15 protein-coding genes and 2 pseudogenes are annotated in these 14,867 nt (G+C 37.4%); 11 read left to right on the top strand and 6 right to left on the bottom strand.

Annotated elements, in window-relative coordinates:
- Nucleotides 1-113: 113 nt before the first annotated feature.
- The 3 genes from QRY57_RS25515 to QRY57_RS25505 all read right to left on the bottom strand — a co-directional run bounded on the left by QRY57_RS25515 (nt 114) and on the right by QRY57_RS25505 (nt 4,247).
- Complete coding sequence (locus QRY57_RS25515) at nt 114-1,472, bottom strand: arsenic transporter (protein WP_286016427.1); 1,359 nt, start codon at nt 1,470-1,472, stop codon at nt 114-116.
- A 401-nt stretch (nt 1,473-1,873) separates the two neighbouring features.
- Nucleotides 1,874-2,899 carry a cytochrome d ubiquinol oxidase subunit II gene (locus tag QRY57_RS25510; RefSeq protein ID WP_026594015.1) on the bottom strand — a complete coding sequence of 342 codons (1,026 nt, stop codon included), beginning with the start codon at nt 2,897-2,899 and terminating at the stop codon, nt 1,874-1,876.
- Nucleotides 2,892-4,247 carry a cytochrome ubiquinol oxidase subunit I gene (locus QRY57_RS25505; protein ID WP_090695172.1) on the bottom strand — a complete coding sequence of 452 codons (1,356 nt, stop codon included), beginning with the start codon at nt 4,245-4,247 and terminating at the stop codon, nt 2,892-2,894. The genes QRY57_RS25510 and QRY57_RS25505 overlap by 8 nt, the downstream gene beginning before the upstream one ends.
- 273 nt (nt 4,248-4,520) lie before the next feature.
- Here QRY57_RS25505 and QRY57_RS25500 point away from each other — a divergent pair, with 273 nt between their 5' ends.
- Together QRY57_RS25500 and QRY57_RS25495 are read left to right on the top strand one after the other, a co-directional pair.
- Entirely contained in the window at nt 4,521-4,664 is a 144-nt protein-coding gene (locus QRY57_RS25500; RefSeq protein ID WP_090695168.1) for a hypothetical protein, read from the top strand.
- Nucleotides 4,665-4,770: 106 nt separating this feature from the next.
- A complete protein-coding gene (locus tag QRY57_RS25495) occupies nt 4,771-5,856 on the top strand; it encodes a transcriptional regulator (protein WP_286016426.1) in 1,086 nt (361 codons plus the stop codon).
- Nucleotides 5,857-5,971: 115 nt separating this feature from the next.
- Here the strand turns inward: QRY57_RS25495 and QRY57_RS25490 are convergent, their stop codons facing one another.
- Nucleotides 5,972-7,141, bottom strand: a complete 1,170-nt coding sequence (locus QRY57_RS25490; RefSeq protein ID WP_286016425.1) for an acyltransferase family protein — start codon at nt 7,139-7,141, stop codon at nt 5,972-5,974.
- Between the two features lie 108 nt (nt 7,142-7,249).
- Between QRY57_RS25490 and QRY57_RS25485 the strand changes: the two genes are divergently transcribed.
- The 4 genes from QRY57_RS25485 (at nt 7,250) to QRY57_RS25470 (ending at nt 8,923) form a co-directional block, all read left to right on the top strand.
- The gene (locus tag QRY57_RS25485) at nt 7,250-7,474 is read left to right on the top strand and encodes a hypothetical protein (protein ID WP_286016424.1); all 225 of its coding nucleotides are present in this window, start codon (nt 7,250-7,252) and stop codon (nt 7,472-7,474) included.
- A gap of 125 nt (nt 7,475-7,599) precedes the next feature.
- Nucleotides 7,600-7,917 (top strand): PTS sugar transporter subunit IIA, encoded by a 318-nt coding sequence (locus QRY57_RS25480; RefSeq protein ID WP_026594020.1) that lies wholly within the window; start codon nt 7,600-7,602, stop codon nt 7,915-7,917.
- Between the two features lie 133 nt (nt 7,918-8,050).
- Nucleotides 8,051-8,500 carry a LytTR family DNA-binding domain-containing protein gene (locus QRY57_RS25475; RefSeq protein ID WP_026594021.1) on the top strand — a complete coding sequence of 150 codons (450 nt, stop codon included), beginning with the start codon at nt 8,051-8,053 and terminating at the stop codon, nt 8,498-8,500.
- A 9-nt stretch (nt 8,501-8,509) separates the two neighbouring features.
- On the top strand, nt 8,510-8,923 hold the full coding sequence (locus QRY57_RS25470) for a DUF3021 domain-containing protein (protein ID WP_035415761.1): 414 nt from the start codon (nt 8,510-8,512) through the stop codon (nt 8,921-8,923).
- Between the two features lie 144 nt (nt 8,924-9,067).
- On the opposite strand, the pseudogene speD reads toward QRY57_RS25470, so the two are convergent.
- A pseudogene (speD, locus tag QRY57_RS25465) lies at nt 9,068-9,425 on the bottom strand (adenosylmethionine decarboxylase).
- A gap of 400 nt (nt 9,426-9,825) precedes the next feature.
- Here speD and QRY57_RS25460 point away from each other — a divergent pair.
- The 5 genes and pseudogenes from QRY57_RS25460 to QRY57_RS25440 all read left to right on the top strand — a co-directional run.
- Nucleotides 9,826-10,128, top strand: coding sequence for a PTS sugar transporter subunit IIB (locus QRY57_RS25460; protein ID WP_026594023.1), 303 nt, complete (start codon nt 9,826-9,828; stop codon nt 10,126-10,128).
- Between the two features lie 17 nt (nt 10,129-10,145).
- Nucleotides 10,146-11,453 carry a PTS cellobiose transporter subunit IIC gene (celB, locus tag QRY57_RS25455; RefSeq protein ID WP_286016423.1) on the top strand — a complete coding sequence of 436 codons (1,308 nt, stop codon included), beginning with the start codon at nt 10,146-10,148 and terminating at the stop codon, nt 11,451-11,453.
- A gap of 326 nt (nt 11,454-11,779) precedes the next feature.
- Nucleotides 11,780-12,103 carry a PTS lactose/cellobiose transporter subunit IIA gene (locus tag QRY57_RS25450; RefSeq protein WP_208016540.1) on the top strand — a complete coding sequence of 108 codons (324 nt, stop codon included), beginning with the start codon at nt 11,780-11,782 and terminating at the stop codon, nt 12,101-12,103.
- A gap of 3 nt (nt 12,104-12,106) precedes the next feature.
- Nucleotides 12,107-13,432, top strand: a complete 1,326-nt coding sequence (locus tag QRY57_RS25445; RefSeq protein WP_286016422.1) for a 6-phospho-beta-glucosidase — start codon at nt 12,107-12,109, stop codon at nt 13,430-13,432.
- A 28-nt stretch (nt 13,433-13,460) separates the two neighbouring features.
- Nucleotides 13,461-13,547: pseudogene (locus QRY57_RS25440) on the top strand (chitin disaccharide deacetylase); the annotation flags it as partial.
- 35 nt (nt 13,548-13,582) lie between these two features.
- Here QRY57_RS25440 and QRY57_RS25435 read toward each other — a convergent pair.
- Nucleotides 13,583-14,743, bottom strand: coding sequence for a chromate transporter (locus QRY57_RS25435; protein ID WP_286016421.1), 1,161 nt, complete (start codon nt 14,741-14,743; stop codon nt 13,583-13,585).
- Nucleotides 14,744-14,867: the final 124 nt, after the last annotated feature.

The following is a 14,867-nucleotide window of genomic DNA, read 5'->3' as shown; positions in this document are numbered from 1 at the left end:
GGGAGATATGTATGGTTTCCGAGCACCTTTTTACTTGATTGATCACGTGTACCTAATTTAAATATAGAAGAAGCCTCTTTTGCTAAGACGGTAGCAAAGGAGGCTATTATTTTTTAGAGGGAGAAGAAAAGTTGTACCCAGTAGAATAAGAGGAATAATGTTACGATTGTTGAGAGCGGAATGACAATAAGTGATACGCTTAAATAATCTTTCCATTTCACTTTAATTTTATTTTTTCTTAGGATGTACATCCAAATGAGGGAAGCAAGTGTACCGATTGGTAATAATAATGATCCCATGTCACTACCAATAATGTTTGCAAGATAGATTGTTTTTAGAGTGACTGGATCAAGTCCCATCTCAGTTAATGTAATGGTACCAATCATGAGAGCAGGGTGATTGTTAAAGATGTTAGAGAGGATAGAAACCAATCCGCCCATTGTAAAGCTCGCATAAAGAAGATGTTGGTTTACAATGGGTTCGCACCATTTTACCAGCAGCTCTGTTAATCCTGCATTGTGCAAGCCGTAGATGATAACATACATAGAGAAAGCGAAGATTAGGATATGCCAAGGTGTCTTTTTTAAGATATCGACAGGATTTGTACGTAAATAGTACCATCTCCACACAAGAAGAACGAATGAACCCAGTACAGCTACAATTTCAATCGGTATGGATAGGAAGGAAGCGACGAAGAGAAGACAGCGCATAAGGAATACGAAAAGTAATACTTTTAACATGAATTTTGTCCGTTTTTGTTTTGTATCTACGGGATTTCTCCCTTTTAGAGGATGAAAGTTTTTTGTGAAGAAAATTTCTTCAATATCATAAGAGGAAACAGGTAATCTTTCTGGTAATTTTTTCTTTAACACAGTGTACATGAGCCATGACATAAATAGTAATCCTAGCGTTGCCGGAACAAACATCATTGCAGTGTGCATATAAAGTGTCATGTTTACGATATTTAATGCGATTAAGTTTACGATATTACTTACACCAATTGGTGCACTTGAAGCAGTAGCAATTAAAGCACCGCTTAGTAAATATGGGATTTGCTCATGTGGTTTTAATCGAAGGTTTTTAAGAAGTAAAATTAGAATTGGAGTCGTAATTAAGATACTGCCATCATTGTTAAATAGAAGTGTCATGAGGAAGCATAATAATTGAATGTACCAGTATAAACGGCGGCCGGAACCTTTTGCTAAGTTTGCCAGTTTTGCAGCCGACCAATGGAAAAAGCCGAAGCTTTCTAGTATAACCGCCATAACAATGGTTGCTAAGATCGTTATGGAGGCGCCTCCTATTTTACTAATAATATCCATGACGTCTGGTTTTGATACAAGCCCTGTAAGGAGAATGATACCGGCGCCAATTGCAGCGGGCCATGCTTCATTCAATCCACGTGGTCGCCAAAAGATGATAATCATGGTCAAGAAGAAGACGACGATAGTAATCAATATTTCTGTACTCATTGTTAACCTACCTTTCTTTTTTACTTAAGCAAATAGATGTAAGCTTGTCTCAAGTTTATACAGTAGTATATTCAAAGAAAGACAAGAAGAACTAGGTATGTATCTGAATCTAGTGAATATGTGTATTTGATGTTAAAAGGCAAATATAGATAGGAGAGAGATAACTAGTGCTTTTTGATAGAGAGAAGTGCTTATATAAATAAAAAATGAACAAATAATATAGAAACATTTTAAAGTGGGAGAGAGCATCCATCCAAGCATAGAAGCGGTCAGAGCTTTTTTAGCCCCATGCCCAGTTTAAAACAAAGAGTAGGTCACTTTTTTATGATCATAAAAAAAGAAGCTGGTCTCCAAACATCGCTATTTTCAGTAAATGTTTGGAGTAGCTTCTTTTTTAATTGCTATTTTTCTTTGAGGAATGTTCGATCTTTTAAGAATAAATTCCAGAAGAAAATAAAGCCCGGAAGTAAGATCGCGATGCCAATTGCATAAAGGATGAGCAGCGCATAGAATGTTTCTTTCGTTGTAAAGCTTGTAAATACGGTAACGTCCGGATAGATAATATACGGTAAATGTGCAACGCCATAAGCGTAGCTTGCAAATGCATATTGTGCAACAACTGCTAACACAGCGATGCGAGGCCAGCCAAGTGAACCGTGTTTTTTGTTTGTCCACCAAAGGGAAGAATACCCGATTACAAATAAAATAATGGAGACTGTGAACCACGGAAACTGTTTAATTAATCCTTGCATGAGCCAATGGGTTTCTGGGTCCATAACAACAAGGGCGATGATGGCAGTAACGAGTGTTGCTGGGCCGAGTATGATGGCATTACGTCTGTAAATTCGATATGTATCTTCTGAGCGCTGTTCTCTCGCAAAATCAGCTAGAAACAGAGAGGATAAGAATAGCTCAGAAGTTAATCCGAACAACATATACCAATAGATTACAGGGCTTGATAGAAGTTTCCCATATAATAAAACTTCTTTTCCACCAGAGGTTGTAATATAGGCACCTTCTGTTACTGGCAAAACTGTAATTAATAAGGCAGGAATTAAGAGCCCAGTAATACCAGAAATGAGGCGCAGGACGTGTTCATATTTTGGTACAGAGTAAGCAAACACCATAAAGGTACTACGAATAGCAACGAGAACTAAAATTAATGTTACAGGAACGAACATGACTGTTGCGAGTGTAAAAGCTGCTTTCGGAAAGAAGCCAAGAAATGCGACAACGACAAAGACAAGAAATGTATTCGTGACTTCCCATGTTGGTGATAGATAACGATTGGCAAGCTTTCCGGCTAGTGTCGGGTGCTTCGCGTATACCATGCCCCAAAATCCAGCCCCAAAATCAATGGAACCTAAAATACTGTATACGAAGATAATGGCCCATAAGATGATAATCGCAATACTTTCCTCATGCACGAGGATCTCCTCCTTGCTGTCCTAGATCGTTTTTTAATGGATGTCTTCTAAAGAACGTTCGTAGTACGAAAATCGTTAAAGCGCCAAGACCGACATATAAGATGATGAATAAAATAAATAAGGGCCCGACGAAATCAGCCCGCGTAGCAGCATCCATTGTGCGCTGCATCCCATAAATCGTCCAAGGCTGACGGCCGCTACAACTGAAAACCCATCCAAATTCAATGCCAAGCATCATAATCGGTCCGCATGCAGCAGTAGCCCACAGAAGCCACTTTGGTAATTCTGCCCCTTTTTTTCGATAGATAAAGTACCAATATAAAAGAGCGATTGCTGCTACAGCAAAAGTGAATGCAGCTGTACCGACCATTAAATTAAAGAACGTATGCGTATAAAATGGTGGCCACGTTTCTTGTGGAAATTCATTTAATCCCTTTACAACGGTATTAGGATTAAATCCAACTAACATACTTAGCATATTTGGGATTTCAAGGGCGTAGTTTAGCTCATGTGTTGCAGGATCAACAAACCCACCAATTGCAAGAGGAGCATGTGATGTTGTATGAAATAATGCTTCAGCCGCTGCTAATTTTTCCGGAGAATGTTCATGCAGAGCAATTGCTGATTCATGTCCAGAAAGCCACATTGTTGCACCTGTAATAAACGTGACGACGAGGCCTAAAAATAGTCCTTTTTTATGATAAGCAATTTCCCGTGGGCTTATATTTCGTTTTAATAATTTAAATCCAGCGATAGAAGCAATGACTGCTGCACCTGTTGCGTAAGCCGTAATGACCACGTGAAGGGAGCTTGTGAAAAAGCTTGGATTAAAGAATGCCTTCCACGGATCAACGTTAAAGACAGAGCCATCAGGATTCATAGAAAAGCCTGCCGGTGTATTCATCCATGTGTTTGCTGAAGTAATTAACACGGCAGATGCCGTGGCACCAAGCATGACAAAAAAGAGTGAGATTAATCTCATGAATGGTGGTAATTTATCTGCTGCATATACGTAAATGGACATAAATAAAGCTTCTAAGAAGAATGCGAAAATCTCAATCTGGAATGGAACAGATATGACTTGACCGACAATTTTGGCGAAACCGGGCCAAAGAAGTGAAATTTGTACACCGACAATTGTTCCAGTAGGAATTGCTACACCAAGAAGGATGGCAAAAGCTTTTGTCCATCTTTTTGCCATAACAGCATAATCTGAATCCCTCTTCCAGTGATATAATATTTCGCTTATAAAAATCATTAAGGATAGTCCGATTCCAAGAGTTGCAAAAATAATGTGGAATGCTAATGATGATCCAAAGAAAGCCCGTGACAATGTAACAGTATCCATAACTCTACTCCTCTTCATTTTTGCCATTATTTTCTGATTGAACTGGAAAATTTATTCAAAAAACTGCCAAAAATATATATGTATTTTAAAAAGTGAGTATGATATTATAATTTTGAAATCTTTAGAAAAGATAAAAAATAGAGAATAAATGTAATTGCATTTGTATTTCAGAACAAAATCTTTTATAATGCTTATACGAACGTTAGTTCTGTTTTTTTAGGGTTGAGACCAACAGAATGAAGAGGTTCATGTGAAACGGAGGGGGATCCTTGTATGTATCCTGAAGTCATTAGAAAAATGGCGTTTTCGAAAGAGCATAAAGATTTATTATTAAAGTTATACAATAAAGAAATTACACGGCGTGAATATGATCGCCTTGTGCAATTACTGTATCGTCCTGCGAAAGAGGCTAACTAACGTATGTAAAGAATAAAAAGTAAGGGCAATCTAAAGGATTGTCTTTTAAATGTTTCCGTATGTTCTGCCAAGATTACGGTTAGCCTTATTATAGAGGTGAGAAAACGTGCGGAAACATTTGTATATATGGGTGGCGTTAGTTTTATTTATGGTTTTAGGAGGGATTGTTTTTTGGACTGCACTACAAGGGAATCGAACAGAATATTTTATTTTGAGACATATGATAAACGAGAATGGGACGCTCGCAACATATCGAATAGCTGATTCAGAGGAAGGAACGGACGAGGCAATCGGTCGTGAAGCATTATCAGAATCAGCAGGACTATGGCTACAATATACGCTTGATATGGACAATCAATCATTGTTTGATGAACAAGTAAAGGTTATCCAAAATTATTTTATACATCCAGTCCATATTGTTTTATGGAAAATTTCTGAAACAGGAGAAAGACAAGCAGCTACGAATGCTCTCATTGATGATCTTCGCATTATCGAACAGCTATATCGTGCCTATGAAATGTATAAAGAAGAGCGGTATAAACATCTTGCGGATCAAGTGAGTGATGCTGTACTTCGTTATAATAAGAGAGGAAACATCTATGTTGATTATTATGATGCGGATAAGGAGATGCAACACAATATATTAACGACATCCTACATAAATCCAAGCGCATTCTCTTATATGAAAAAGTACGGAAAAATTTCAGAAACGCAATATCAAGGAGTTATTCAATTTTTAGCGGATTATCCGAGGCGCGGCTGGGCATTCCCGAAAGAATATAAAGCAGATGGCACGTTCACATATGAAAAACAGGTGAATCTGATTGATCAATCGTATGTTGCTTATCATCGGAGTTTAGGCGGCATTGCTTCCGAAGCCTATTTAGATTTTATTAAAAAAGCATTCCATAAAGATGGAAAGCTATACGGTCGTTATGATTTAGATACAGGAAAGCCAGTAGTAGATTTTGAATCACCAGCGGCATATGGGCTAACCATTCTATATGTGTTGCAAACGGGGGATATAAAGTTTGCTAAGGATTTATACAATCGGATGAGTGAATTTCGGAATGACAACGTATTTAGCAGGTTTTATGGTGGATATGTAATTGGGAAAGAGGACAACACGCATATTTTTGATAACGTGTTGCCGCTATTAGCTGAGACGGAATTGAAAATGGATAAGAAGTAAAAGGATGATAGCAGCTCCTGCAGTTATTGTAGATGGCCTTGTTATATTAGAAGGAAGAAAAATAAACAGGTTTCTGGATAAGAAGAAGCTGCCTCTTTGCGGAGGCAGCTTCTTCTTATTTTTTACTTCTTACTAACGATAGTAAAGGTATAAGTGTAGGCCATTTTAATACAGGCGTGGGAGAAGGTCCTGTAATCCATGTATGGAATGGAACCGTGCTACATATAACCATTGTGATGATAGAAAATGTTACCGTCAAAAGAAATAGTGATAGACTATATAGAATTGTATTTGCTTGTAATGTAAATAGAGATAGTAATTTCGTAATTAGCTGTAAAAAGAAAAAGTGCGCTAAATAGGCCCCGTACGTGTAGTTTCCGATAAAACGTAATGTTTTATATAACAAACCTCGTCGCTGTACAATCATGATAGATAGTACGTATAATATTAAAATTTCACATACAATGTACAGAAACATGGATGGCTTTAAATAGGTAGATACAGTAAGGTGAATGGAATCTACACCATAAAAGCTAAATAGTTCATAGTTAATGAATAAGAATAGAATAAAAAATAAGATTGTTATGAGCGGTATATGTTTCATTACAAATAAACGCCAAGCTTGAAGTGCTACAGCTGCAATTCCTCCCATGACAAAGTAAAATGAATAAAAGAAGAAAGATCGATCTGTATAATGCAAAACAGTTGATCTAGTTAAGACTTCACCGTTAAAAATATAATGAGAAGAATACCACATTAAGAGAAAATACATACTAGCGAAAACGGTCATGTATCGGTATATATCTTGCTGATTGTGTGTTCGCTTTTGAAACCAATAGAACAATCCGCATAGCAGTGGGAACAACAAATGAATTTGGAACATCATGATGACGTACCAAAGATGGGGTGCGGCTGTTCCGAGAAATAGGCTTTTTATTCCGCTTTGCACTGTAACGACTTGATTTGTTGTAAAAAGGTATACAACGGACCAGAAGAAATAAGGAGCAAGTAAGTGTGTTGTTTTTTCATAGAGGTATTCTGTATAAACCATTTGTTTTGTGTATTGCCGAATTAAATGGAATCCAACAATGAAGATGAATGCTGGTGCTGAAAATTTTGCGAGATTAAATAGCATTCCCATAATAAGAGATTGTTCTAGTAGAATATGTCCTTGATTCATTGTATATAGTAAGGAACTTTGCAAAACAACAGCAAGAAATGCAATGCTTTGCAAAACTTTAAATTCCGGGGCATTTTGTGTCATAGTTTCCATCTCCTTTTCCATACATGATTATAGTACGAAGGAAGAGAAAGCGCTGTGGAAACTTTGTGAAAGTTATAACAAAATTGTGGCAAATAAAGTGTTATTTTATTTGGGGGTAATTGTAAGGAAGTGTTCGGGTATCCAGTTAGTGCAACATTTAATATAATGTCTTTAATAGGTTTTATTGGAATCGCTTACAGGTTTGAGAAACAACATAAAGTGGATGTATTAGCAGTATCCATTATTGTCCATGTGGAATTCATGACGATCCATGGTGGGCGGTGTCATGAGTTCAATTTAATTATCACGAATGGATTAAAACCTGCAGCGTTTTTCAAGCAAAGAAAGATATAACAAATATGATAATTATGAATCTGTGCAGAAAGTTTTGGGGCTACGATGGTATTCTTTATTTACCATTTTTGAGAGTGTAGGATAAGCAAAAAGTAGCGTAAGAAAAAGGGGAGTAAAGAGATAAAATGGATACATTAGAGACACAAGCTTTTCATTTAATTTTACATGGAGGAAATGCGAGAAGCAGTGCGATGGAAGCGATTGATTATGCAAAGCGAGGAAAGTTTGAAGAGGCGGACGCTAAACTACAGGATGCGCTTCAAGAATTACAAGAAGCGCATCGTTTGCAAACAGATTTGATACAGAGGGAAGCTGCGGGGGGAAAGACGGAGATTACCCTGCTCATGGTTCATGCACAAGACCATTTAATGAATGCTATAACGGTGAAGGAATTAGCGAGTGAATTTGTAGGATTATATAAGAAAATGTTAGCGAAAGAATGAGGCCGTGCTTATGCAAGGTCTTTTTTATGTACGAAAAAGTGTCAGTTATGTCGAGGGTGATACCACTTATGTAGCAATCTATTTATTTTTTCCAAATATATGTAACAATAAAAGTGTAAGGGAGGTGGAGGTAGTGAAGATTCACCTTGAATTAGATCCATCACAAGATGAAATAGAGATTATTGTAAAGACAAAAGAAGTAACAGACGAAGTTCAGCATCTTTTAAAAAGGATAGAAGGTGGAGGTGTGAAGCAAATTGTTGGAATTTCGGAACAGCAATATTATTTGTTAGAACCGAAAGATATTTATTGGTTTTATGCAGAGGGTCGAAAGATAATGGCGCAAACGACGAAAGGAAGTCTTGAAGTGAAATCACGTTTGTATGAGTTAGAAACAAAATTACAGGGTGATCGCTTTGTGAGATTCTCAAAGTCTACATTAGCTAACTTGCAGTATGTAACAAGTTTTGAAATGTCTTTTAGTGGCAGTATGTGTGCACACTTTTCAAATGGAATGAAAGAGTATGTTTCAAGAAAATATGTGCCACTTATTAAAGAAGCATTGAATATAGGAGGAGGTTAGAGATATATGATGATTACATTGTTTGATAGAATAGGCGCTAAAGTGATTGCAGGAATGGCGATGGCGATGGTGTATAGCTTATTGTTTTTAGGAATCGGTTATGCAAATGGAATGGATGTATTAGAGACAAAGACATTACTTACCCACCTTGTAACAGCAAATATTGTAGGGATGATCTTCTCGTTTGCTTCCTTTGTGTTTGAGAGAGAAGAATGGAGCATTTTGAAGCAAACGATGATTCACTTTATCATTTTACTAGGAACATTCTTACCGATTGCAATTTGGATTGGTTGGGTTCCAAGTCAACTTGTTCCCATTCTGATTTGCATAGGTAGCTTTATCGTTATTTACTTCATTATCTGGTTTACGATGACAATGTATTGGAAGAAAAAAATTGAGGGATTGAATAGTGGATTGAAGTAGGTTTACAGGAGGTTAATTCTTTATTGTAGGTTTTCGAATCGCCAATATTTGAATGATAGATGGGTGTGGACCATCAGTGGATTATCACTGATGGTCCTGTTATTGTAGCGGAACCTCCTTTTAGTAGAAGAATAAAAATAAGAATTAGCTCATATTCGTTATTTCTCCTATACCTCGAAGCAATTTTTTTATATAAAATCGCTTCGGTTTTAAAATGTCTAATATATAGTTAAGCGCTTTTTGTGGATCAACTGCTGTACCGCATGTATAATAGGCGATTGCTGCGAAGCCCTTTTCTGGATATGTGTGAATAGAGATGTGGCTCTCTGCTAGTAAAATTAATATAGTAACGCCATATGGGTGAAATATTTTTTCGCTTACAGATAGAACAGTAGCACCACATATAACAGATGCAGTTATTAAATGTTGTTCTAAAAATTCACAAGCATTTAATAGAGAAAAAATCTACAATTATATGTCTGCCGAATGTGGCATGTTCCATACTTCTTGTATAAAAAATGTTTTATCTTATTGTATGTAAAGAAATAGAATTAGATTGGACAATCTATTCTTTTGGAATATGAAACACTAGTTTATTACAAAGTGAAAAGCCAAAATAAAATTTATTTGTAAAAATATTTTATTTTTTGTTTTCCCACACGACTAGACAACTAAACACCAATCTATTTTTATACAGATATGTGTTAAAAGCGTGTTGTTTTATAACACACTACCGATATTTTAAATAACACACTTTTTGAAAGCGATAACACACAATAAAAAACACTTAGGAGAACGTTGATTTTAGGCGGTTTGAAAAGTTGGCACGGCAATTGCAATAATAAAAGGTGTAAAGAAAAATAAATAACAAAAATAGTTTACATGCATAGGGGGACTTATTAATGAATATTTTACTTTGTTGTTCAGCAGGAATGTCTACAAGCTTACTAGTTACAAAAATGGAAGAGGCTGCAAAAGCTCGCGGTCTAGAAGGAAAGATCTGGGCTGTATCTGGGGATGCAGTAAAAAACAACATTGATGAAGCAGATGTATTATTACTAGGACCACAAGTTCGTTATATGCTCTCTTCAATGAAAGCGCTTGCTGATGAGAGAAATGTTGGTATCGATGTTATCAATCCAATGCATTACGGCATGATGAATGGAGAGGCAGTTTTAGATCACGCATTAACACTTAAAAAATAATTAGGGGGGAAGAAAGAATGCAAAAGTTTATTGCATTTATGGAAAAGTATATTGTTCCAGTCGCTGGTAAAATCGGATCACAACGTCATTTAGCCGCGATCCGTGATGGATTTATTGCAGTTATGCCGCTTATCTTAGTTGGTGCCCTAGCGTCGCTTGTTAATGGCTTTCCATCTGAAGCTTTTCAAAGTTTCATGAAAGATTTGTTTGGTGAAACGTGGAAGCAGATAGGCGGAGGAATGTGGACTGGTTCTTTCGCAATTTTAGCATTAATTATAGCGTTTACAACAAGTTACAACTTAGCAAAATCTTACGGTGTTGATGGATTGTCTGCAGGTATTATTTCATTTGGTGCGTTAATTATTCTTACACCAACAACACCAAAAGAGGGCGGATTAAATTTAGTTTGGACAGGAGCACAAGGTTTATTCGTAGCAATCATTGTAGCACTTCTTGTTACGGAAGCATTCCGTTTCTTTGTACAAAGAGAGATTACTTTCAAAATGCCAGATGGAGTACCACCAGCTGTTCTTCGCTCTTTTGCAGCGTTAGTTCCAGCATTTGTGATTTTGACAGTAGTTGCAAGTATTCAATTAGCTGTGAAATTAGCAGGTACAAGTGTTCATGAATTTATCTTTAATACAATTCAATTACCATTACAAGGTTTAGCGGGTACATTACCAAGTGCAATTGTTATTGTAATTCTTGTTCATCTTCTTTGGTTCTTTGGTTTACACGGTCCAAACATCGTTGGTGGTATCATCGAGCCGTTATACTTACCAGCGTTAGAAAAAAATATAAAATTATTCCAAGATGGTGTGTCGGCATTTGATGTTCCAAACATTATTACAAAGCCATTCTTTGATACATTCGTATATCTTGGTGGTTCTGGTGCAACATTAGCATTCTTAGTAGTTGTATTAATTGTAGCGAAAAGCGCACAAATGCGTGGCGTATCCCGATTATCAATTGGACCAGGTGCATTTAACATTAATGAACCAGTAATCTTTGGTACACCGATTATTTTAAACCCAATTTTATTTATTCCATTTATTGTGACACCAATTGTATTAGTAATTACTTCTTATACAGCGATTTCTTTAGGAATGGTGCCCAAAACAGTTGCGATGATTCCGTGGGCAACACCACCAATTATTAGTGGTTACCTTGTAACAGGTGGACATATTTCAGGTGCAATTCTCCAGTTACTCAACTTTGTAATCGCAATGGTAATTTACTATCCATTCGTTGTATTATGTGACCGTTCTATTGTTAAAACTGAAAAAGCTACAGCACAAGGAAACGATCAATCTGTACCTATGTAATACATGATTGTTCTCACGGGCGGTGCTAGACCGTGAGAACAATACCTTTATATCATGTTCAGAAAGATGGCACATATCTAGAAGAACACTAAAAAAATACTACTAAAATAATAGTTTAATAGACGCGTTCAAACTGAGGGGGTATTTCAATCGGTTGAACTTTACCCCGCATTAACGGGGAGTAAGCCTCCTACTTGAAAATTCGGCAAAAGCAAAGAAGTTAGGTGGAGACAACTACCCGTAAATACCCAATTGGCGAGGGCTAATAATCAGTGGGAAAAAGCCCCCGCTGATTAAAGTTTCACTTTATAGAGAGGGCGGTATTTATGATGACTACAGCAGAACAAATTCCATTCCAATTAATTTTACACAGCGGTAACGCAAGAAGTTATGCGATGGAGGCACTGCAATATGCGAAACAGGGGAGATTGTTAGAAGCGGATGAAGCGATGGCAAAAGCGAAAGAAGCCATTAATGAAGCACATCATTTCCAAACAGAGCTTATACAATCAGAAGCAAGAGGAGAAAAAACAGAAATTAGTGTTCTTTTAATTCATGCACAAGACCATTTAATGAATGCAATGACTGTAAAAGAATTAGCAGCAGAATTTATTGACCTTTACAAAAAAATTGATGCGAAAGGAGAATAAGGTATGAGCGGAATTAAAATTGCTACAATCGGCAGTGGATCTAGTTATACACCAGAGTTAATTGAAGGATTTATTAAGCGCTATGATGAGCTTCCAGTTCGTGAAATTTGGCTCGTTGATATTGAAGAAGGAAAAGAAAAGTTAGAGATCGTTGGGAATTTAGCGAAACGCATGGTGAAAAAAGCTGGTTTACCAATTGATATTCACTTAACACTTGATCGCCGCGCTGCACTTAAGGATGCTGACTTTGTAACAACACAGTTTCGCGTTGGTTTATTAGAGGCACGTGCGAAAGATGAAGCGATTCCATTAAAATATGATGTAATCGGTCAAGAAACGAATGGTCCTGGTGGATTATTCAAAGCATTAAGAACGATTCCGGTTATTTTAGATATTTGTAAAGACATGGAAGAGCTTTGTCCAGATGCTTGGCTCATTAATTTCACAAATCCAGCTGGCATGGTAACAGAGGCTGTACTTCGTTATACAAGCATTCAAAAAGTAGTGGGATTATGTAATGTTCCAATTGGTATTCGTATGGGGCTTGCAAGGTTGCTTGAAGTAGATGCAAGCCGCGTTCATGTTGACTTTGCCGGCTTAAATCATATGGTCTACGGATTAAATGTGTATTTAGATGGAGTAAGTGTGATGGATCAAGTAATAGAACTTGTAACAGACCCAGAAAAGCAAATTACGATGGAAAACATCGCTGCGCTAGATTGGGAGCCAGAGTTCATCCGCGCTCTGCGTGCAATTCCATGTCCATACCATCGTTACTATTATAAAACACGTGAAATGCTAGAAGAAGAAAAACAAGCTTCTATTAAAAAAGGAACACGTGCAGAAGTGGTGAAACAATTAGAAGACGATCTATTCGAGTTATATAAAGATCCGAATTTAGATATTAAGCCACCGCAGTTAGAAAAACGCGGAGGGGCGTATTACAGTGATGCAGCATGTAGCTTAATTACATCCATTTATAATAATAAAGGTGATATTCAACCTGTTAATACAAGAAACAACGGTACAATTGCAAGCTTGCCACATGATTCAGCTGTTGAAGTGAACTGTATCATTACAAAAGATGGTCCGAAGCCGATTGTGGTAGGAGACTTACCGGTTTCTGTTCGCGGTTTAGTTCAGCAAATCAAATCATTCGAGCGCACATCAATTGAAGCTGCTGTTACAGGGGATTATCATAAAGCGCTGCTAGCTATGACAATTAATCCACTTGTACCATCAGATAAAGTAGCAAAACAAATTTTAGATGAAATGTTGGAAGCACATAAAGACTATCTTCCGCAGTTCTTCACAAAAGTAGAGAAATAAAAAGCGGCGCTGACAAGGCACGCTTTTTTCATTTTATGTAATGGAACGCGTGAAGGAACTACGGGTTTTAACGGAAAGCGAGTTGCCAGAGGGGATAGAACTTGTGAGATTTTAAAAAAGACGGTTTATTAAGACCGTCTTTTTGTATGGCTAGATAATAGAAAGAATATAGCCACTAACGGCGCCAAGAACAACTATGATCCATGGTGGTGCTTTCCAAAATGCTAATAGACAAAATAGGAGAGAGGCGATGACAAAGTCAGGCGTACTTATGATGGAGCTTGTCCAAATTGGATTGTAAAAAGCAGCTAGTAAAATGCCAACAACAGCAGCATTAATACCAAGGAGTGCGCCTTGTACATAAGACAAGCGTCTAACTTGATCCCAAAATGGCAGTACACCAATGACAAGCAAGAATGCAGGAAGAAAGATAGCAATTGTTGCAAGAATGGCTCCTAGCGTTCCATCCAGCACAGCTCCTATGTAAGATGCAAATGTAAAAAGAGGACCTGGAACGGCTTGTGTTAGACCGTATCCTGCTAGAAACTGTTCTTTTGTCACCATGCCATTTAGTACAAATTCATTTTCAAGAAGAGGAAGAACGACATGTCCCCCGCCAAACACGAGTGAGCCGGAGCGATAGAAACTATCAAACATGGCAATCCAGTGTGAAAATGGTCGTAAGATGGGTAACAAGAATAATAAACTAAGGAATAGTAAAAGGCACAAGATGGCTGTTATACGTGAAATAGGAATATGTATTTTGCTAGCAGGTGGAATTTCATACTTACGATATAAGAGCCAACCGATAAAACCAGCAAGTAGAATAAGTGCAACTTGTGTCCAAGTACTTGGAAATAATAATGCGATTGCAGCAGTGATGATTGCAATGGTTGCTCGGTTTCGATCCGGTGTTAATTTCTGAGTCATTCCCCATATTGCATGGGCGACAATTGCTACTGCTACAAGCTTTAAACCATGAATCCAGCCAGCGTCCGTCACATGAAATTGCTGGAGCAGTGAAGCGAAAAAGACAAGAACAAGAACGGATGGGAGTGTAAATCCAGTCCAAGCGGCTATAGCTCCAAGGAGTCCTCCGCGTGATAAACCGATGCCAATTCCAACTTGACTGCTTGCAGGGCCAGGAAGGAATTGACAGAGTGCTACTAAATCGCCATAGCTTCGCTCATCCATCCATTTTCGCTTTTGTACGTATTCGTGATGGAAGTACCCAAGATGAGCTACAGGACCTCCGAAAGAGGTAAGACCTAGTTTAAGTGATACGAGAAAGATTTCTATTATCGTTTTCAAGGTGGCCTCCTAAAGAAATTTAAAGTCTATGTGCATTATACAAGGAGGACCTAAGCAAAGGGAATGGCTATGATGTAATGTTTTTGTAAAGATTTCTTGAGTGGAATAATCCTCATGAAAAAGC

The sequence above is a fragment of the Bacillus arachidis genome (assembly GCF_030285945.1).
In the GTDB taxonomy this organism is placed as follows: Bacteria; Bacillota; Bacilli; order Bacillales; family Bacillaceae_G; genus Bacillus_A; species Bacillus_A arachidis.
This window is presented reverse-complemented; position numbering and strand designations above follow the sequence as displayed.